This is a genomic window from Mycobacterium tilburgii, from assembly GCF_902168065.1.
In the GTDB taxonomy this organism is placed as follows: domain Bacteria; phylum Actinomycetota; class Actinomycetes; order Mycobacteriales; family Mycobacteriaceae; genus Mycobacterium; species Mycobacterium tilburgii.
In genome coordinates this window covers 35,729-54,595 of the sequence record NZ_LR655708.1, presented here as the reverse complement: position 1 = coordinate 54,595, position 18,867 = coordinate 35,729, and the positions used below count along the sequence as shown (strand labels likewise).

Genomic DNA, 18,867 nt, shown 5'->3' with positions numbered 1-18,867 from the left:
ATCTTGCTGGTATTAACGCTGGTGCAGATGCGGCTTTCGCATCGGCGATCATGGGAGGCGTCTCGTGGCCTTGGCTGAGGGAGTGTTCAAACGCACTGTTGTTCGGGTTCCGGTTTACGCGGCACTGATCGCGATCGCGTGGTGCTGGCTGTTCCCCGTCGCCTGGGCGGTGTCGGGGTCGCTGAAGAGGGAGGGGGAGATCAGTGAGCCGAGGCTGTTCCCCGCCCAGCCGCAATGGTCGAACTACGCCGAGGTCTTCCGCGTGATGCAGTTCTGGCGAATGTTTTTTAATACCGTGCTGTACGCCGGGGCGGTCACCGCCGGGCAGGTCTTCTTCTGCTCGCTGGCCGGATATGCATTCGCGCGGCTGCAGTTCCGCGGCCGTGACACCCTGTTCGTGCTGTACCTGGGGACGTTGATGGTGCCGTTGACGGTGACCGTGATCCCGCAGTTCATTCTGATGCGCACGGTGGGGTGGGTCGACACCCTGTGGTCGATGATCGTGCCCGGCCTGTTTGGCAGCGCTTTCGGCACCTACCTGATGCGTCAGTTCTTTCAAACGCTGCCCTGTGATCTCGAGGAGGCTGCGATCCTCGACGGCTGCTCGCCGTGGCAGATCTACTGGCGGATCCTGCTGCCGCATGCACGGCCCGCGGTGATGGTGCTCGGGGTGCTCACCTGGGTCAACGTCTGGAATGACTTTCTGTGGCCGCTGCTGATGCTGCAGCGCAACAGCCTGGCCACCCTGACACTCGGACTGGTGCGGCTGCGCGGCGAGTACGTCGCCCGCTGGCCGATCATCATGGCGGCCTCGATGCTCATTATGGTGCCGCTGGTCATCATCTACGCGGTCGCCCAGCGTTCGTTCGTCCGCGGCATCGCCGTTACCGGGCTGGGTGGGTGAGGCGTGGCTTCAGTCAGGTGGGAACGGGCGACTCTGCGGTACCCGGGCGCGGACCGTCCGGCCCTGGATAGCCTCGACTTGTCGGTGGCCGATGGCGAATTCGTCGTTCTGGTCGGACCGTCGGGTTGCGGCAAGACCACGTCGCTGCGCATGGTGGCCGGGCTGGAAACGCTGGATGACGGATCCATCCACATCGGCGAGCGCGACGTCACGGATCTGGATCCCAAGGATCGTGACGTCGCGATGGTGTTCCAGAACTACGCCCTCTACCCGCACATGACGGTCGCCCAAAACATGGGCTTCGCGCTGAAGATCGCGAAAATCTCGAAGATGGAGATTCGGAAGCGGGTTCTGGATGCGGCCAAACTGCTGGACCTCGAGCCGTATCTGTATCGCAAGCCCAAAGACCTCTCGGGTGGGCAGCGGCAGCGGGTGGCGATGGGGCGGGCGATCGTGCGTCGTCCGCAAGTGTGCCTGATGGACGAGCCGCTGTCCAACCTCGACACCAAACTGCGTGTACAAACCCGCAATCAGATCGCCGCGTTGCAGCGTCGGCTCGAGACCACGACGGTGTATGTCACCCATGACCAGGTCGAGGCGATGACGATGGGGGACCGCGTGGCGGTGTTGCGCGACGGTGTGCTGCAGCAGTTCGCGGCGCCCCGCGAGCTCTACCGCAACCCCGCCAACGTCTTCGTCGCGGGATTCATCGGGTCGCCGGCCATGAACCTGTTCACGCTGCCGGTGGTCGATTGCACCGTGTCGCTGGGCGATTGGCCCATCCCACTACCCCGGGAGCTCGTCAACGGCGCCAGCCAAGTCGTGGTGGGGGTGCGTCCGGAGCATCTGGAGTTGGGGACCCTGGGTGTCGAGATGGAGATCGACGTCGTCGAAGAGCTCGGGGCGGATGCCTACCTGTACGGGCGAATCACAGACTCCGCCAAGGCAAGTGACAAACACGTCGTTGCCCGCGCGGACGGCCGCAATCCGCCGCAGAAGGGCAGCCGGGTACGATTGCATCCAGAACTCGGACATCTGCATTTCTTCGACATCGATGGAGAGCGAATGCGATGAGTACGGCACGCGCTGATCTGGTGTTTCAGGGCGGCGGCGTCCGGGGTATCGGCCTGGTCGGGGCGGTGGATGCGCTGACTGCGGCGGGTTATAAATTCCCCCGCGTCGCCGGGACCAGCGCCGGCGCGATCGTTGCGTCCCTGGTGGCGGCGCTGCAGGTGGCGGGCGAGCCGATGAGCCGGCTCGCCGAGATCATGCGGTCGATCGACTACCGAAAGTTTTTGGACCGCACGCTGATCGGGCACATACCGTTGGTGGGTGGCGGACTTTCGCTGCTGTTGTCCGAAGGCGTCTACCGCGGTGATTACCTCGAGCAGCTGTTGGCCGGGCTGCTGGCCGATCTCGGCGTCCGGACCTTCGGTGATCTGCGCACCGGCGAGGAGCCCGAGCAATTCGCCTTCTCGCTGGTCGTCACCGCCAGCGATCTGTCCCGCCGCAGGCTGGTGCGGATCCCATGGGACCTCGACTCCTATGGCCTGGACCCAAACGACTTCTTGGTCGCCTGCGCGGTGCATGCCTCGGCGGCCATTCCGTATGTGTTCCAACCGGTGCGGGTAGCAGGTGCCACCTGGGTGGACGGCGGCCTGCTGTCGAGTTTCCCGGTGGAGCTGTTCGACCGGTCCGAGCCGCGCTGGCCGACCTTCGGTGTCCGGCTGTCGGCGCGGCCGGGTATTCCGCCCACCCATCCCGTGCACGGTCCGGTTTCACTGGGACTGGCCGCAATCGAGACGTTGGTGGGCAATCAGGACAACGCTTACGTCGACGATCCGTGTACGGTCCGGCGCACCATCTTCGTCCCGGCCGAGGACGTGAGCCCCATCGACTTCGACATCCCCGCGCAGCAGCGCAATGCACTGTATGACCGCGGACTGGTTGCGGCCCAGAAATTCCTGGCCGAGTGGAACTACGCGGACTACCTGGCGGCCTGTGGCGGCCCCAGAGCGCAGGACTAGCGTCGCACCCGGGCGTCGTGTCCGTCGAGTTCGCTTGTGAGACTGGCGATCTCAGCATTGCTGATGCGCCGGGGCAGTAGCGATGCCATCGGCACATAGCCGGTCGCCGGCATCTCGGATGGGCAGCCCTCGCGCAGAAACGCGACCGTACGCGACACCCATAGCTACCATTCCCATGTCTTCACCTCGTAACCCGAAGGGCGTCAAGCGCTGCTGGGGAACGTAACAGCGGCCGCCTCGTCGATGCGCAGCCGCGGCAACGCCGTCCTTACGCGGATCGTGGCGATCTTTTCGGTTTATTAACGTCAACCGGTCGGGTGTGCCCTCACCATGTTTGGCCGCGATCGTTCCTAAGTATTGCCCGGGTGACGGATCGCTACGGAACCGATGTTATGGCCGCCGGCCGGCGCAAGCCGAAATCGACCGAACATCCGGCGAAACCGGGTTTGGTCGTCGAGGACGTGCAGACCGGGTATGTCGGTGCCGTCGTCCGCGTCGAGTACGGGCGCGTCGACCTGGAAGACCGCCATGGCCGCGTCCGTGGCTTTCCGCTCGGGCCCGGGCGGCCCGGACACCCTGGTCGTCGGGCATCCCTACGTCGACATCTGGCAGGCGGTGAAACCCCAGCGGCTGGGCCCTGGCGGTCTGGCCCGACATGCCGCGACACGTCGAGTGGAAGCACGGCGCGTGCCGCGCTCTCGGTTTGCCGCACGCCGACCAGGCCGACATCGCTCGGGCGTGGCAGCGCATCCGTTCCCGGGTCCGCGACTGGAACGATCTGGAACCCGCGCTGATAAGCAAGGTCGAAGAACTCATCGACTTCGTGACGGAACCGGGCCGCTGACCCGCCTGGGTGCGACGACCGTGCCGGCAGGGCCTAGCGCCACCGAGAACAGCAGCACCGTAGTCAGCGCGATCACGTTGAGCACGGCGTCGCGGGGGTCCATACATGTGCAGCATCCCGGAGGTGATAGATCAGGTGCAGCAGGTTGAACACCGTCCGGCTCACCGCCGTGACCAGGCGCAACGCCGAATTCGAAAGATTGACCAGCGTCAGCACGCTCAGGGCGGCCAAACCCAGATACATGCCGCCGACATCGGTCACCAGATGCTCGTTGTACGGCACGAGGACAGGAAGCCAGCTCCGGCCCATGCCCGGAAATGTGTTGTACCAATTCGCGGCATCCGACAGCCAGGACCACAAGACACGCACGATAAAGGGTGGAGTTCATGACATCGATGACGGCACAACTACAGCGCTTTTCACCCTAGTCACGGTGTTCGCCGCGACCGCGTGCAGCCATCCAGCGGTACCAGCTCGAGTGCACCCAAGAATGCCATGGCCAGGAGGCTGCCTATGCCAAGGCCCGAATGTTTTGTGAGCGTACGGTGGAGGGTTTTGTGCTGCCCGGCTTCGCGGCTGGTGACAACGCCAGCAGTCTGGACTATATGATCGACATGCGCGCCTCGAAGCCCGTTGACGCGAAGGTCGGCTGGAAGGGCCTTCATGCCATCGAACGCGACCTGCAGCAGGCTGGTGTCATCACCGCCGGAACCAAGGTTCTGAGCACCAAATTGGTCAGCAACGTCCGCAAATTGAACAACGTGGTGGCCGGCCTACAATACCGGCTCGAGGATCTGGCCAACGGTGCGAGCGATTTGATCGAAGAGGTGCAGAACACCAAGATCACCGGCGAGGAGGACTTCAGTCACCTCGATCTGGTCGACTTCTCGAGCAATGTCGAAGGCGCGCAACAGGCCTACGCGGCGCGCCGGTGCCGTCGGCGGCGCGTTCGCCGGCCACGCCCTGGCGGCGGGTCGGTACCGTCGACCTGCGCCGCAGCTATCCGTTCTACGGCCAGGTGCACCAGGGGGATCGCGACGCTCCTACAGCGCTACGCCGTGTTCATGTCGTTCTCGCTGGCGTCGGGCGCCGCCCGCGCCGATGTGCAGGCGCTGCTGGCGCGGTGGTCGGCCGCGGCGGCCGTGCTGCAGGGCGGCAAGCCGGTAGGAACCGTTCAGCCGCAAGTCGATGTGCAATCACCCACCGACACCGGAGAGGCGTACGGGCTGAGCCCGGCGAGTCTGACCCGTCACGATCGGTTTCGGGCCGGCGCTGTTCGGTGACCGGTTCGGGCTGGCCGCGCGCCGGCTCACCGATCTGCCGCCGCTCAACGGCGATAACCTGGATCCGCGGCTGCGCGGCGGCGACCTGTCGGTGCAAGCCTGCGCCGACGACCCGCAGGTCTGCTACCACGCGGTGCGCAACCTGGCCCGCCTCGGCCGTGACATCGTCTCACAGTACTGGGCTGTGCTGGGCTTTGGGCGGGCCCCCGCCGGACCCGGCCAGCAGACCCCGCGAAACCTGTTGGGGTTCAAGGACGGTATTCGCAACGTTAGCACCCAGACGGAGTACGAGCGGTTCGTCTGGGTCGCCGACAGCGACTAGCCCTGGATGAACGGTGGTATCTATCAGGTCGTCCGCAAGATCCGGAGTGCTGCTCGAGAGCTGGGACGTCGACCGGATCGGCAACCAGCAGAAAATCTTCGGCCGCACCAAGCAGGAAGGCGCGCCGCTGAGCGGCACGTCCGAATTCGCTGATCCAGCGCGTCGGCCCGGCACATCGATTCGGCCCACCGTCACGCGCGGGGGCCCAGGCAGCGTACTAACCCCATGAGGATCAATCCAGCGAGAAACGGAGGAAGTTCATGACTGACGCACTTGTCATCGACGCGGCAGGGCTCGACCGGCTGCCAAGGAAAACCTGGCACCGGCAAGAAGACCGTGCGCCGGCAAGAAGACCGTGCGCCGGCAAGAAGACCGTGCGCCGGCAAGAAGACCGTGCGCCGGCAAGAAGACCGTGAAAGCCAGGACTGTCTGTGAGGCGGGGTTCCGCAACATGACCTACGTGCGCGACCTCGCGCCCGCTGCTCGTGGGGGAGCCGCCGGCCCTGCTCGGCGACACTCGGCACCCAATCCCTCCGAGACGGCCCTGGCTGCGCTGGGATCCTGCATCTCGGTCGGCATGCAGGCAACGCCACTCACCGCGGCGTGACGCTCACCAAGATCGAGGTCGAGATGGAAGGCGACATCGACATCTCCGCGGTGTGGGGAGTCGGCGATACCCCGGACGGCAAGGTGCTCGGTTTCACCGCGGTCCGCTGCAAGGTGACGCTGGCCGGCGACGCCGACGAAGCGACGCTGAAGGAAATCCACGACAACGCCATCGCCTGGTCGTCGGTAGTAAACACGTTCCGCCGCCCGACGAGCGTCGACTCGACACTGTACATCGGCTAGTGCCGCACGGCGGTTCGGTGACGACAGATGACAACACACGAACAGGGGACTGACGTGACCGCAACCGCGGACGCCGAACTCCCAATGGCTCGATCCGGAACTGCTGGCCGACATCCGCGCCCACGCCGACACGTTGGATCGCGGCGAGTACGCCTCCCGGCGCAGTTTCACACGCCTCGGCGCCGCCGGGCTGCGGGCTGGGCGCACCCGGGAACCCTGACGGACTGCTCCCGCAGATGGCCGAGATCATCGGCCAGATCTCTGGCGAATGCATGAGCACGGGATTTTCGGTGTGGGCCCGAACCGGATTGCGGTAGAGTTTCTGCTCACGGCCGCAACGCCGTTCGCGCTTGCGGAGGTCAGATCGCTGCTCGTCGGGACCGCGCTGGGGGTCACCGGCATGGCGTCGGCGTTCCGGGAGGCGGCCGGCTGCGGCAGCCTGGACCTCACCGCGGTGCCGGCCGACGGCGGCTACCGGCTGAGCGGCACGCTGCGGTGGGCGGATTTGGAGATCCGCACCGCCGACGGTAAGGGATATGCCAGCCGGACGCCGACCAGCCGGCGCTACCGCGAGGCGGCTTTTATCCCGGTGCAGTCTCAGTCGGAGGCTCAATTGCGCTGGGAACTCGGGCGATGCGCTTGAGTTCGAGTCCATGGTGACACCGGTGGCGGTACCGCCGGAAGGCACGCGACACCAGGTCGGTGGTATCCCGTTGACAAATCTGGTTCGCCAATTCCATCGACCGATGGTGAAGTTCACTAGCACGATGGTGGATTCACCCACGGCGCCGAGGAAGCGGTGCAGGAGGCGTGGGTACAGGTGCTGCAGTCAGCCGACTCCTTCGAGGGCCGGTCCTCGGTGAGCACCTGGCTGTTCGGCATCGTCAGAAACACCGCGGCGCGGTACCGCCGCCGCGAATCCCGTATCCGTGACCACGAGCTGGCCGCGAAAGAATACGCCGATGACGACCCGCTGTCAGGCCGCATGCATCCGATCGGGCACCCCGACGCCGGGCACTGGAGTGTGCCACCGTCGCGGCGTTTCCTTCCCGAAGACCGCACCGTGGCGCAGGAACTCGTCGGCTACGTGCGCGCGGCGCTGGATGCGCTGCCGCAAAGGCAGCGGCAACTCGTGATCCTGCGTGATCTCGTCGGTACATCCGCCGACGAGACGGCCCAAATCCTGCATTTGACCGCCAAAGGGCAGCGCGCACTGTTTTACCGCGCCCGCGGCAACCTGCGCAATGAACTAGAGAAGCGGTATCGCCAATGACCTTGCACGACAACATTGTTCCCGCAATCGACTGCGTCGATTTCGTCCGGATGGTCGACGACCTGGTGAACACGGACCCGGCGCACTGGGGCCCGATCGCGGCCACGCACCTCGAGGACTGCCCGCCGTGTCTGGTCTAACTGCAACAGATGCTCGACCTGAAGGTCCTGCTCAACTATGTCTTCGACGGCGAGCGGCTCAGCGAGGAACACCTCACCGGGGTCGTTCGGGCGATCACCGACCGCAGCCATGGCAAACCCGGAGGCCGTCCGTCCCGCCAGGTGAGGACTAAAGTCTCACGACACGCGGGCGCGCCAGCTAATAGCGTTATTCCTGACGAAAGGAGTACGAAATGTCGGCACCCCTGAAACCACTCGGCATCGTCGCCGCGGTCGACGGCTCGCCCGCGTCGAATGCCGCGGTGGTCTGGGCAGCCCGCGACGCGGCGATGCGAAACATCCCGCTGACCCTCTTCCATGCGGTGGCGACGCCCACCACGACGTGGCCGCCCATTCCCTATCCCGACTCGGTACTGGTGAAGTTGGAAGACGACTGCCGCCGACAACTCGCGCATTCGTCCAAGCTAGCCGAGGAAGCGATGCCGGCCGACCGCAAGGTCACGATCCGCAAGGAATTCGTGTACTCGAGTCCGGCGCCTGCCCTGATGAACATGTCCGAAGAGGCGGAAATGATCGTGGTGGGCAGTTCCGGTCGCGGCCTGCTCGCCCGCAGTGTGCTCGGGTCGGTCAGTTCGTCCGTGGTGCGGCACGCCCGTTGCCCGGTCGCGGTCATCCGCGACGATGATCTACCCGATCCCGTGCACGGCCCTGTGCTGTTCGGAATCGACGGTTCGCCGGCGTCCGAATTGGCCACGGCGGTCGCGTTCGACGAGGCATCGCGGCGCGGCGTTGATCTCGTCGCGCTGCACGCGTGGACCGATATCGCGGTGCTCGAACTTCCGGCATTCGACTGGGAGGCGGTGGGGGCCGAGGCCCAACGCAGTCTCGCCGAGAACCTGGCCGGCTGGCAGGAACACTATCCTGACGTCACGGTGCGCCGACTACTGGTGCGGGATCTGCCGGCCCAACAGCTCATCCAGCAGGCGAAGGGCAGCCAGGCGCAGCTGGTCGTGGTGGGCAGTCACGGCCGGGGCGGTCTCACCGGCCTGATCCTGGGTTCGGTCAGCAACACCGTCCTGCACTCGGTCAAGGCCCCGGTAATCGTCGCCCGGCCCTCATAGACGGGCTCGTAACGGCCTCGGCGAAGCCAAGACTCACGACGCCGGACGCCCACGCGCACAGGGCGGAGACGTCGCGCCCGGCACGCATGACCGTCCGGTCAGGCCGCATCAGCGCGACCGCGGCGCGGCTGTCGCCGACGTACTCGACGTGCACGGGGCTCAGCTGGACCGCCTCACGCTGTCCGGACGGCTGTTTCGGCGCCGCCCGCAGGAGAGCGAGATTCTGTTGGCGCACGGCGCGGCCTTGCTGTCGTCCGATCGTGGTTTGGCCCCCGCGCGCTGCTGGGCCTGGGAAAGTTGTTGCGCAACGACCCGAGCCGCGATGACGAACAAGCCGCCGACGCCGTCACCGAAAACGTGTTGCGGCTGTTTGGGGCCCGCGCCGACGAGGCGCGCCGGATCTGCCGCCGCCTGCTTCCCGAAGGGGTGTTCGCCGAGGACTGTCGGCGACCCAGATGACGGGCACGTGCGTCAACAGCAGCACTGCCGCGCTGACGACCCAGCATCATCCGGACGAAGCCGCCGTAGCCGTGGCCGCCGACCACGACCAGCTGGGGGCGCCGGAACTCTCGACAAGCTGCCGGGCCGGATTGTCACGCGCGATGATCGTCTGGACCGGGGACGTCGGGGTATCGCTCGTTTCAGCCGGCGAGGCATCGAGCCACCGTCCTGTCTTCTTGCGCACGCAGCGACGGCCAACCCGGCCCAGACGAACTGACGATGGTGTCGAACACCCCCACGTTGCTCCACGCGTGTAGCTCCGTCGCCAGATTGCCAGCATCGGCGGCGGCACCACCGAGATGGCCCGAAACGTGATCGGCGAGCGGGTGCTGAACTTCCCGCGTGAGTACGCCGCCGACCGCGGCGTGCCGTTCAACCAGGTGCGGCGAAACCGGCCGTCCTGACGCATAATCCGATGTCAGAGAAAGGTGGCCCACGGTGAGCGACCAACTTCGAGACATCCCGGAGTTGGCCAGCGACGCCGACGCCTATCGGGACGAGTTGTTCCGCCGCTGGACCGGCCTGCTCAGCTACCGCTACATCGGGCGCAAACACTCGGCCATGGACCTCGGCGAGACCAACGGATCACGACCGTCTTGATCCGTCGGGAAATGCGCAATGAAGCGGGCGGCATCATGGTTGCGCTTCCCCAGCGGATGCGCAACTGGTCAACTCAGTTGTTGCCATCTGTCCGGTCAGTTGTTGCCATCTGTCCGGCTGAAAGGACTCATCATGATCGGAGGTGCGGCGGGCCGTTCGATCGCCCTGGCGCGCACCTGGGGTGAACCAGTCTGGTGGTGTGTACGTTGGGTGACGTTGACGGCCGGGGGATCGCCTGGTCGATAGGCAGGCGGGGCGTGGCCGACGAGTTCTGGCTTGCCTGCACTGCACTGGCGATCGCGCCGGCGACGGGTTGGGTCATCTCGGCGTTGCGTCGCAAGCGCGGCGGCGTGGACATCATTGCGGTGTTGTCCACTCGTGGGCAGCCTGCTCGTCGAGTGAGTATTTGGCCGGGGGCCCTGATCGCGGTGATGCTGGCGAGTGGTCGAGCTCTGGAGTCGTCTGCCGCGCGCCGGGCGGCGCACGAATTGCACGCGCTCCTCAAGCGCGCGCCGCGATTCGCTCGACGACGGACCGGATCGCAGGTCACCGTCGTCCCCTGACGGAGGTGGACGTCGACGATGTCTTAGTCGTCGGTCCCGGCGAGGTGCTTCCGGTCGATGGCCGGGTCTGTGGTGGGGTAGCGGTGCTCGACGAGTCTGCGCTGACAAGCGAATCGCTGCAAGTCGAACGTCATGTCGGGGAGCCTGTGCGGAGCGGGGTGTTCAATGCGGGCAGCCCTTTCGAACTGCGGGCGGACCACAACGGTCGACAACAGCACGTAAGCCGGCATAGTGTGATTGGCGCAGCAGGCGGGAGCGGAAACGCGCCGATTGTGCGGTTGGCCGACCGCTACGCGACGTGGTTCTTGCCGCTGGCGCTGGCCGTTGCCGCAGCTGCGTGGTTAGCGAGCGGGTCCGCGGTGCTGGTCGTGGTGACGCCGTGCCCGCTGTTGCTGGCGGCGCCGGTGAGTCACCGTCTTGATCCGGTTCCGCTCGGGTGAGCTGCGCACCGTTTTGTCAGCCATGACGGTAATTATCGCGGGGGAACCAGGGGAAACCCGGAAACATCGAATTGGATGTGCGCAAACAACACTGCGACGGCGGTCGGCGTGGCCGCCTGAGCTGAGGCTGCGGTCGCGATCTGACCCGCAGGCTGGGCGATTACGTGGCCGGCTATACCGACCAACTAGCCGACTGGGGAACCGGCCCGCCGCCCGGCTAGTCCGCCTGCCCCGGGCGGGCAGGCAGCTGAGCGGCGGCCTCTCGGTCGAGCAGCCACAGCGTGGTGTCCAGGCCGACGGCCCCGGCGGCCGGTACCTCGACCGGTAGGGCGCCGCCGATCGCCGCGGCGGCGGCCTCGCCCTTGGCCGCCCCGGAAACCAGCAACCACACCTCGCGGGAGCGCCGAATTGCTGGGATCGTCAGGGTGATTCGTTGTGGTGGGGGCTTGGGAGAGTCGGCGACCGGGACCACCATGCGGGTGTTCTCCAGCACCGCCGGGGTATCGGGAAACAGCGAGTTGATGTGGCCCTCGGGTCCCATGCCGAGCAGATGTACGTCGAATTCCGGGACCTGCTGGCCGGGTCCGGCGTTGGCCGCTAACAGTTGTTCGTAGGCCAGCGCCGCGGCGGCCAGATCGGCGCCGAACTCGCCGTCACTGGCGGCCATCGGGTGCACGTTGCTCGACGGGATGTCGATGTGGTCGAGCAGCGCCTCACGTGCCTGCTTCTCGTTGCGCTCGCCGTCGTCCTCGGGCACGTAGCGCTCGTCGCCCCAGAACAGGTGCACCTTCGACCAGTCGATCTGGTCGGCCTGGGCGCGCAGGTACTTCAACAACCCGATGCCGTTGCCCCCGCCGGTCAGCACGATCAGGGCGCGCCCCCGCGCCGCTACGGCGGCGCGAACGGTGTCGGCGAGCCGGCGTCCGGCAGCCTGCACCAGGGCGTCGCTATCCGGAAAGACCTCTACCGCCGTACTCACGCGTACTGCACCTCGTCGATTCCTTCCAGCGCCCTGAAGTAGACCTCGTTGGGGTCCAGACGCCTCATGTCCTCGGCCAGGCAGTCGCGGGTTCCCTGCGCGCCAACGGAACCAGAGCGTCCGGCCGGCCGGTTCGGCTCAGCGTCGCCGTCGTCCCGGCGCACCGGACCGTCGATGCGGCTGGCCAACCAGCCGGCCAGGAGGTCGAGCGACGGTCCGGTGCGCAAGCCGGACACCACGGCGGACTCGATCTCCTCGTGCGGCTTCTGGTCGACCGCCGAGGTAAGCAGCGCGCGCCAGTAGGCGTCCGCGCCCAGGCCAGGTCGGTGTCCCCGGCGGTGTAGCCGGGCAGTCGGCTCTTGATCGCCGACAGCGGGTCGTCGGAGTTGATCGCGTCGGTAATGCGCCGAATTGCCAACTTGCCCAACGGATCCTGGGCGGGAACGGCGGGGGCCACATCCGGCCACCACACCACGACTGGGATGTCGGGAAGCAGGAACGGGATCACGACGCTGGCGGCGTGACCGGACAGCGGGCCAGACAGTCGCAGCACCACGACCTCGCCGGCACCGGCGTCGCCGCCGAACCGCACCTGGGCATCCAGACGTGCGTTGCGGCCGTCGGTGTTGCCGGCCGCCGCCACCACCAGCACCCAGCTCGGGTGCTCATGGTTGGCGGCCTCGATGGCTTCCTCGAGCAGGGTGTCGTTATCCGACTTGATGATCAGCGTGCCGAAACACCCCATCATCACCATGCCGGCCTGCTCGCGAAGACTGTCGAGCTTCTTGTTGACGGCGGTGGTGGTCGTATCCAGCAGATCGACAATCATGTGCGCCGCTCCCCCACATCGCTGTGCTCTGCATCGTCGCCGGTGCGGATCATGGCCGCCGCCATTCCCGGCCGGTGCGGCGTAGCATCTCGAACGAGAAGGCGGGTCCCCAGGTGCCGGATTCGTAGGGCTCCGGCTTCAGGCTGCACCCGGATGACCAGTGCGTTGGCGCCGAGCTCGTCGGTCATGGTTGCGTTGAATGGCAGGTGGGGTGCTCGTTTGAACACCAGCCCGATCTCGGTGACCCTGCGGCCCAAGCGTTTTACGGGCGCAGCTAGAACGGGACGCCGGCCCACCGCCGGGTAGCCACCTCGAGGGTGATCGCGGCGAAGGTCTCGGTCGTGGACTCCTTGGAGAACCCCTCCTCGTCGAGCAGGCCTACCATCTGTTCGCCGTCCTGCCAGCCGGCCGTGTACTGGCCGCGGCTGGTGGTCTCGTCGAGCGGCTGCGTGAGCTGAGTGACCGAAAGCACCTTGATCTTCTCGGCCTGCAGCGCGCCGGGGGTGAAGCTGACCGGTTCTTCCATCTCGGTCAGCGCCAGCAACTGCATCAACTGGTTCTGGATCACGTCGCGTGCCGCGCCGATGCCGTCGTAGTAGCCGGCCCCGGCCGCCCAGCCCGATGTCTTCGGCCATGGTGATCTGGATGTGGTCGACGTAGTGCGCGTTCCAGATCGGATCTCACAGCTGATTGGCGAACCGCAGGGCCAGGATGTTCTGCACCGTCTCCTTGCCGAGGTAGTGGTCGATGCGGAACACCGCTTCTTCCGGGAAGACCGAGTTGACCACATGGTTGAGGTCGCACGCGCTCTTGAGGTCTTGGCTGAACGGTTTCTCGATGACGACCCGGCTCCACCGGTCCTCCTGCGGACGGGCCAGGCCCGAGGCGTGCAGCTGCTCGCACACCACAGGGAAGGACTTCGGCGGGATCGCCAGGTAGAACGCGTGATTGCCGCCGATACCGCGTTCGGCGTCCAGCTTGTCGAGCGGTTCGGCCAGTCGGGCGAATGCGGTGTCATTGTCGAATTCGCCACGGACAAACCGTAATCCGTCGGCCAGTCGCTCCCAGATCGCCTGCCGGAACGGCGTGCGGCAATACTGCTTGACATCGTCGTGGATCACTTGCGCGAACGCCTCGTGATCTCCCAGTCCCGTCGGCCGAAGCCGACCAGGGAGAACGTCGGCGACAACAAACCGCGGTTCGCCAGGTCGTAGACCGCGGGCACCACCTTTTTGTGGACCAGGTCGCGGCGATTCTGGGAAGCCGCTTGTCGTCCTTGTCTCGCAGTGGATTGCGCCACTGCGCGCTGTCGCCTCTTCGCGTCATTTGGTGATAGAGCTCAGCTGTTTCTGCGTCTCGTCCAGCAACTCGGTCCACGATTCGACGAATTTGTCCACGCCCTCCTTCTCGAGGACCAGGAACACGTCGGTCACGTCGATTCCCACCTCCGACAGCCTGTCAAACAGGGCCTGCGAAGCCTCGGCGGTGCCGGCGATGGTGTTGCCGGTGATGACGCCGTGGTCGGCGACGGCGTCGATTGTCTTCTCCGGCATGGTGTTCACCGTGTTCGGCGCGACCAGCCCGGTGACGTAAAGCGTGTCGGAGTAGTCGGGATTCTTGACGCTCGTCGACGCCCACAGCGGCCGCTGCACCCGGGCCCCGTCGGCCTTCAGCGGCTGGTACCGCTCGCCACCCTCGAACACCTCCTGGTAGGCCGCGTACGCCAGCCGCGCGTTGGCCACACCGGCCTGGCCGCGCAACGCGAGCGCGTCGGGGGTGCCGATCCTCTCCAGCCGCTTGTCGATCTCGGTGTCCACGCGGGAGACGAATAACGAGGCCACCGAGTGGATCTTGGACAGGTCGCATCCCGCTTCGCGGGCCTTCTCCAGGCCGGCCAGGTAGGCGTCCATCACCTCGCGGTGCCGTTCGACCGAGAAGATGAGCGTGGCGTTAACCGAAATCCCTTCCGCCAGAACGGAAGTGATCGCGGAGATGCCGGCCCTGGTGGCCGGGATCTTGATGAACAGGTTCGGCCGGTCGACGATCTTCCACAGCTCGACGGCCTGCGCGATGGTCTTGTCGGTCTGGTTGGCCAGCCGCGGGTCGACCTCGATGGACACCCGTCCGTCCACGCCGTCGGAAGCTTCCCACTCGCGCCGCAACACGTCGCAAGCGGTACGGACGTCGTCGGTGGTGACTGTGCGGACTGTGGCATCCACGTCAGCGCCGCGCTCGGCCAGTTCGGTGTTCTGCTCAGTGTAAAACACGCCCTCCGCGAAGGCTTTCTGGAAGATCGACGGGTTAGTGGTCACGCCCACGACACTCTTGGTGTCGATCAGCTCCTGCAGGTTGCCCGACTGCAGCCGCTGACGCGACAGGTCGTCGAGCCACACGGACACGCCCGCGGCAGACAGTGCCGCCAGATTGGGGTTCTGAGTGCTCATGGAATCGCCTTTCTCAGTTGTCGACTACTTCCTTCCGCAGCGGCAGCGACGGCCTCCGCGGTGAAGCCGAACTCACGGAACAATGTCTTGGCGTCGGCGGATTCGCCATAGTGCTCGATCGAAACGATCTTTCCGGTATCGCCTACCAGCTTGTGCCAGGACTGGGCGATGCCGGCCTCGACGGCCACCCTGGCCGAGACCGACGGCGGCAGCACGCTGTCGCGGTACTCTGCCGGTTGGGACTCGAACCACTCCACACACGGCATCGACACGACCCGCGCGATGATGTCCTTGTCCGCCAACAACTCTGCGGCTTCCACCGCCATCTGGACCTCCGAACCGGTGGCGATCAGGACCACGTCGGGCTCGTCGTCTTCGTCGTCACCGGTCCCGGCGCTGAGCACATAGCCGCCGCGGGCGACACCGTCGAGGCTGGTGCCCTCCAGCACCGGAACGCCCTGGCGGGTCAGGATCAACCCTACGGGTCCGCTGCCGTTGCCGCGGGCCAGGATCGTGCGCCAGGCGTACGCCGTCTCATTGGCGTCGGCGGGGCGCACCACCGACAACCTGGGGATGGCCCGCAGCGCCGCAAGGTGCTCGATCGGCTGGTGGGTGGGGCCGTCCTCGCCGAGGCCGATGGAGTCGTGCGTCCACACGTAGATGGTGTCGATGTCCATCAACGCGGCCAGCCGTACCGCCGGGCGCATGTAGTCGGAGAACTGCAGGAAGGTGCCGCCGTAGGCGCGGGTCGGGCCATGCAGCACGATGCCGGACAAGATGGCGCCCATCGCGTGCTCGCGCACCCCGAAGTGCAGCGTCCGGCCGTACCAGTCGGCCATGTAGTCCTTCGTGGAAATCGACGGCGGCCCAAAGGATTCGACACCGTCCATGGTGGTGTTGTTGCTGCCCGCCAGGTCGGCCGAACCGCCCCACAGTTCGGGCAGTTTGGGTCCCAGCGCGGACAACACCTTGCCCGACGCCGCGCGGGTGGCCAGCTCCTTGGATCCCGGTTCCCACCGCGGCAGGTCGGCGTCCCAGCCGTCCGGCAGTTTCTCGGCCGTCAACCGGTCCAGCAGCGCCTTGCGCTCGGGTTCGCGCTGGGCCCAGGCGTCGAAGGACGCCTGCCACTTCTCGTGCGCTTCCTTGCCTCGATGCACCAGCTTGCGGGTGTGGGCGATGACGTCGTCGCGCACCTCGAAGGTCTTGTCGGGGTCGAAGCCCAGGATCTTCTTGACCGCCGCGACCTCCTCGTCACCCAGGGCCGCGCCGTGCGCCTTGCCGGTGTTCATCAACTTGGGGGCGGGATATCCGATGATGGTGCGCAGAGAGATGAACGACGGCCGGTCGGTGACGGCCTTGGCGTTGGCAATGGCCTCCTCGATCCCGACGACGTTCTCGCCGCCCTCGACCTCCTGGACGTGCCAGCCGTAGGCGTGATACCGGGCCGCGGTGTCCTCGCACAGGGCGATGTCTGTGTCGTCCTCGATCGAGATCTGGTTGTGGTCGTAGAACACGATCAGATTGCCCAGCTGCTGGACGGCCGCCAGGGACGACGCCTCGGAGGTGACGCCCTCCTCGATGTCGCCGTCGGAGGCGATCACGAAAATGTAGTGGTCGAACGGACTCTCGCCCGGGGCCGCATCGGGGTCGAACAGGCCGCGCTCGTACCGCGCCGCCATCGCCATGCCGACCGAGGAGGCTAGGCCCTGCCCTAGCGGACCGGTGGTGATCTCGACACCCCGGGTGTGCCGGAACTCCGGATGCCCGGGCGTCTTGGATCCCCAGGTGCGCAGCGACTCGATGTCGGACAGCTCCAGGCCGAACCCGCCCAGGTAGAGCTGCAGGTACAGCGTGAGGCTGCTGTGGCCGGCTGACAGGATGAACCGGTCGCGGCCCAGCCAGTGCGTGTCACTGGGGTCGTGCACCAGCGTGCGCTGGAACAGCGTGTAGGCCAGCGGGGCCAGGCTCATCGCGGTGCCCGGGTGACCATTGCCGACCTTCTGCACCGCGTCGGCGGCGAGCACCCGCACCGTGTCGACGGCGGCCGTGTCGAGCTCGGTCCAGTCGTCGGGGTGGTGCGGTCGGGTCAGCGTGGAGATCTCTTCGAGTGTGGTCACAGGCGTCAGTCCGTGGGGTGGCCGAAATTCGTAGCGCCGATCAATGCTCACCCTAGTGCGGGACCGCCGGCGTTGCAGTACGGGATCCGGGGTATTGCGCCCGCCTCGGCCCCGAGCATCGGGGTGGAGCAAGGCTTGCGCTCAAGGCTGCGGCCGGGAAATTCTTGATGAATAGATCCTGGAGGCTGGCCGCGGTGGTGACGCGGTCTACCATCGTCTGTAGTAGATCCTGCGCCCCGCTGCACCCGAGGAGTCATAGCGTGAGCGTTCGCGGGCGCGTCAAGCCGACCCGAGCCCCGAGCCGCATACGCGGCACAGTGCTGGCTTACCTGGCGCTGACCAAACCGCGCGTCATCGAGCTGTTGCTGGTCACCGCGATTCCCGCGATGCTGCTCGCCGACCGGGGTCACGTGAACCCGCTGCTGATCCTCAACACGCTGATCGGCGGGATGCTGGCGGCCGGCGGCGCCAACATGCTAAACTGCGTGGCCGACGCCGACATCGACAAGATGATGAAGCGGACCGCGCGCCGGCCGTTGGCCCGGGCGGCGGTCCTGACGCGCAACGCGCTGGTCCTCGGGCTGGTGCTGACGGTGAGTTCGTTCTGCTGGCTCTGGTGGACGACGAACCTGTTGTCCGGCCTGCTGGCCATCGCGACGATCGCGTTCTACGTGTTCGTCTACACGCTGCTGCTCAAACGCCGCACCTCGCAGAACGTGGTATGGGGCGGTGCTGCCGGCTGCATGCCGGTGATGATCGGCTGGTCGGCCGTCACCGGCACCATCGGATGGCCGACGCTGGCGATGTTCGCGATCATCTTCTTCTGGACGCCGCCGCACACCTGGGCGCTAGCGATGCGCTACAAGGACGACTACAAAACGGCCGGCGTGCCGATGCTGCCGGTGGTGGCGTCCGAGCGTCAGGTCACCAAGCAGATCCTGATCTACACCTGGCTGACCGTGCTGGCGACCATGGTGCTGGCGCTGGCCGCCGGCTGGCTGTACACGGCCGTCGCGGTGGTCGCCGGGGTGTGGTTCCTGGCCATGGCCCACCAGCTGTATGCCGGGATCCGCGCAGGCGAACCGGTCAAGCCGCTGCGGCTGTTCCTGCAGTCCAACAACTACCTCGCGGTGGTGTTCTGCGCGCTGGCGATCGACTCGGTGATCGCCCTGCCGACCCTGCTCTGACCCGCGCGGCCCTTTCGGCGTGCGGCCGATGTCACGATTTTGGGATCGGTAGCCGGCCCACCGGCTCACACTGTGGCCACGGCAAAACCAGCGCATTGTCAGGAAAATGCTCGCCGGCGCGCTGCTGTCGGGCGCACTGGTCGTGTCCAATGCCGGTATCGCCGCTGCTGCGCCCGGGCCGATGCCGTTGAATGCCTGGCCCGGCTGCCCGTATGACCACCCGGCCGGCCCGTGCCGTTGGTGCCCCGGGTAACACTATCGCCGACCGGCAATCACGTGACCAACCCCGTGGTTTGGGACAACAACATTTGCCACACCTACTACTACGTGTATTTCGGGAATGGCAATTTCGCCCAAAACGTTTGGGAAGGCGACGATCCGCCGTCGCCCCCACCGGCGCCGCCGGGCCTGATCAACCGGGACAACTGCCAGCAGATCCTGGGCATCTTCTGCCACAAGACGTGA

General features: G+C 66.3%; 14 protein-coding genes and 13 pseudogenes. 20 read left to right on the top strand and 7 right to left on the bottom strand.

The features are described 5' to 3' along the window. The 4 genes from FQ389_RS19705 to FQ389_RS09660 all read left to right on the top strand — a co-directional run. Positions 1-78: hypothetical protein (locus FQ389_RS19705; protein WP_260860638.1), on the top strand; the 78-nt coding region annotated here is incomplete at its 5' end. Continuing rightward, positions 65-904 carry a carbohydrate ABC transporter permease gene (locus FQ389_RS09670; RefSeq protein WP_144207094.1) on the top strand — a complete coding sequence of 280 codons (840 nt, stop codon included), beginning with the start codon at positions 65-67 and terminating at the stop codon, positions 902-904. The genes FQ389_RS19705 and FQ389_RS09670, both read left to right, overlap by 14 nt. Positions 905-907: 3 nt before the next feature. Continuing rightward, on the top strand, positions 908-1,978 hold the full coding sequence (locus FQ389_RS09665; protein ID WP_144207091.1) for an ABC transporter ATP-binding protein: 1,071 nt from the start codon (positions 908-910) through the stop codon (positions 1,976-1,978). Beyond that, a complete protein-coding gene (locus FQ389_RS09660; protein WP_144207088.1) occupies positions 1,975-2,931 on the top strand; it encodes a patatin-like phospholipase family protein in 957 nt (318 codons plus the stop codon). The genes FQ389_RS09665 and FQ389_RS09660 overlap by 4 nt, the downstream gene beginning before the upstream one ends. Here FQ389_RS09660 and FQ389_RS22355 read toward each other — a convergent pair. Next, positions 2,928-3,089, bottom strand: coding sequence for a DUF3349 domain-containing protein (locus FQ389_RS22355; protein ID WP_144207085.1), 162 nt, complete (start codon positions 3,087-3,089; stop codon positions 2,928-2,930). The two genes, FQ389_RS09660 and FQ389_RS22355, sit on opposite strands and share 4 nt — an antisense overlap. Before the next feature lie 207 nt (positions 3,090-3,296). Here FQ389_RS22355 and FQ389_RS09650 point away from each other — a divergent pair. Beyond that, a pseudogene (locus FQ389_RS09650) lies at positions 3,297-3,775 on the top strand (DUF3097 family protein). Between the two features lie 72 nt (positions 3,776-3,847). Here FQ389_RS09650 and FQ389_RS09645 read toward each other — a convergent pair. Further along, entirely contained in the window at positions 3,848-4,135 is a 288-nt protein-coding gene (locus tag FQ389_RS09645; protein WP_260860633.1) for a hypothetical protein, read from the bottom strand. 143 nt (positions 4,136-4,278) lie between these two features. Between FQ389_RS09645 and FQ389_RS09640 the strand changes: the two are divergent. From FQ389_RS09640 to FQ389_RS22350, 13 genes and pseudogenes are all read left to right on the top strand, one after another. Then, a pseudogene (locus FQ389_RS09640) lies at positions 4,279-4,707 on the top strand (imelysin family protein); the annotation flags it as partial. Between the two features lie 132 nt (positions 4,708-4,839). Continuing rightward, the gene (locus tag FQ389_RS21590; protein ID WP_327021931.1) at positions 4,840-5,058 is read left to right on the top strand and encodes a hypothetical protein; all 219 of its coding nucleotides are present in this window, start codon (positions 4,840-4,842) and stop codon (positions 5,056-5,058) included. Beyond that, positions 5,030-5,380, top strand: a complete 351-nt coding sequence (locus FQ389_RS19700; RefSeq protein ID WP_313901967.1) for a Dyp-type peroxidase domain-containing protein — start codon at positions 5,030-5,032, stop codon at positions 5,378-5,380. The genes FQ389_RS21590 and FQ389_RS19700 overlap by 29 nt, the downstream gene beginning before the upstream one ends. A gap of 13 nt (positions 5,381-5,393) precedes the next feature. Next, complete coding sequence (locus FQ389_RS21585; protein ID WP_327021929.1) at positions 5,394-5,609, top strand: hypothetical protein; 216 nt, start codon at positions 5,394-5,396, stop codon at positions 5,607-5,609. Between the two features lie 31 nt (positions 5,610-5,640). Further along, positions 5,641-6,229, top strand: a pseudogene (locus FQ389_RS09630) (OsmC family protein). Between the two features lie 54 nt (positions 6,230-6,283). Continuing rightward, positions 6,284-6,872: pseudogene (locus FQ389_RS09625) on the top strand (hypothetical protein). A 10-nt stretch (positions 6,873-6,882) separates the two neighbouring features. Next, positions 6,883-7,502: pseudogene (locus FQ389_RS09620) on the top strand (RNA polymerase sigma factor). After that, positions 7,499-7,759 (top strand): annotated as a pseudogene (locus FQ389_RS21215) (hypothetical protein); the annotation flags it as partial. The pseudogenes FQ389_RS09620 and FQ389_RS21215, both read left to right, overlap by 4 nt. Positions 7,760-7,854: 95 nt before the next feature. After that, on the top strand, positions 7,855-8,742 hold the full coding sequence (locus FQ389_RS09610; RefSeq protein ID WP_144207082.1) for a universal stress protein: 888 nt from the start codon (positions 7,855-7,857) through the stop codon (positions 8,740-8,742). Between the two features lie 58 nt (positions 8,743-8,800). Further along, positions 8,801-9,201 (top strand): annotated as a pseudogene (locus tag FQ389_RS09605) (TetR/AcrR family transcriptional regulator); the annotation flags it as partial. A gap of 299 nt (positions 9,202-9,500) precedes the next feature. After that, positions 9,501-9,647: pseudogene (locus FQ389_RS09600) on the top strand (acyl-CoA dehydrogenase family protein); the annotation flags it as partial. Positions 9,648-9,681: 34 nt separating this feature from the next. Continuing rightward, positions 9,682-9,887, top strand: a pseudogene (locus FQ389_RS09595) (hypothetical protein); the annotation flags it as partial. Positions 9,888-10,034: 147 nt separating this feature from the next. Further along, positions 10,035-10,816: pseudogene (locus FQ389_RS22350) on the top strand (P-type ATPase); the annotation flags it as partial. 247 nt (positions 10,817-11,063) lie between these two features. Here the strand turns inward: FQ389_RS22350 and pgl are convergent. From pgl to tkt, 5 genes and pseudogenes are all read right to left on the bottom strand, one after another. Continuing rightward, complete coding sequence (gene pgl, locus FQ389_RS09585; RefSeq protein WP_144207079.1) at positions 11,064-11,825, bottom strand: 6-phosphogluconolactonase; 762 nt, start codon at positions 11,823-11,825, stop codon at positions 11,064-11,066. After that, positions 11,822-12,654, bottom strand: a pseudogene (locus FQ389_RS09580) (glucose-6-phosphate dehydrogenase assembly protein OpcA). Before FQ389_RS09580 ends, pgl begins: the two are co-directional and overlap by 4 nt. A 49-nt stretch (positions 12,655-12,703) precedes the next feature. Beyond that, positions 12,704-13,980: pseudogene (gene zwf / locus FQ389_RS09575) on the bottom strand (glucose-6-phosphate dehydrogenase). Continuing rightward, complete coding sequence (gene tal, locus FQ389_RS09570; protein ID WP_144207076.1) at positions 13,977-15,098, bottom strand: transaldolase; 1,122 nt, start codon at positions 15,096-15,098, stop codon at positions 13,977-13,979. Before tal ends, zwf begins: the two are co-directional and overlap by 4 nt. Positions 15,099-15,111: 13 nt before the next feature. After that, a pseudogene (gene tkt, locus FQ389_RS09565) lies at positions 15,112-17,215 on the bottom strand (transketolase). Positions 17,216-17,475: 260 nt separating this feature from the next. Between tkt and FQ389_RS09560 the strand changes: the two are divergent. Together FQ389_RS09560 and FQ389_RS09555 are read left to right on the top strand one after the other, a co-directional pair. Continuing rightward, positions 17,476-18,402, top strand: a complete 927-nt coding sequence (locus FQ389_RS09560; RefSeq protein ID WP_144207070.1) for a heme o synthase — start codon at positions 17,476-17,478, stop codon at positions 18,400-18,402. Positions 18,403-18,678: 276 nt separating this feature from the next. Further along, on the top strand, positions 18,679-18,867 hold the full coding sequence (locus FQ389_RS09555; protein WP_144207067.1) for a hypothetical protein: 189 nt from the start codon (positions 18,679-18,681) through the stop codon (positions 18,865-18,867).

Bases quoted from the DNA above. Each gene is read 5' to 3' on its own strand.
- FQ389_RS09660 (WP_144207088.1), top strand. From the start codon at position 1,975: ATGAGTACGGCACGCGCTGATCTGGTGTTTCAGGGCGGCGGCGTCCGG.
- FQ389_RS21590 (WP_327021931.1), top strand. From the start codon at position 4,840: ATGTCGTTCTCGCTGGCGTCGGGCGCCGCCCGCGCCGATGTGCAGGCG.
- FQ389_RS09610 (WP_144207082.1), top strand. From the start codon at position 7,855: ATGTCGGCACCCCTGAAACCACTCGGCATCGTCGCCGCGGTCGACGGC.
- tal (WP_144207076.1), bottom strand. From the start codon at position 15,098: ATGAGCACTCAGAACCCCAATCTGGCGGCACTGTCTGCCGCGGGCGTG.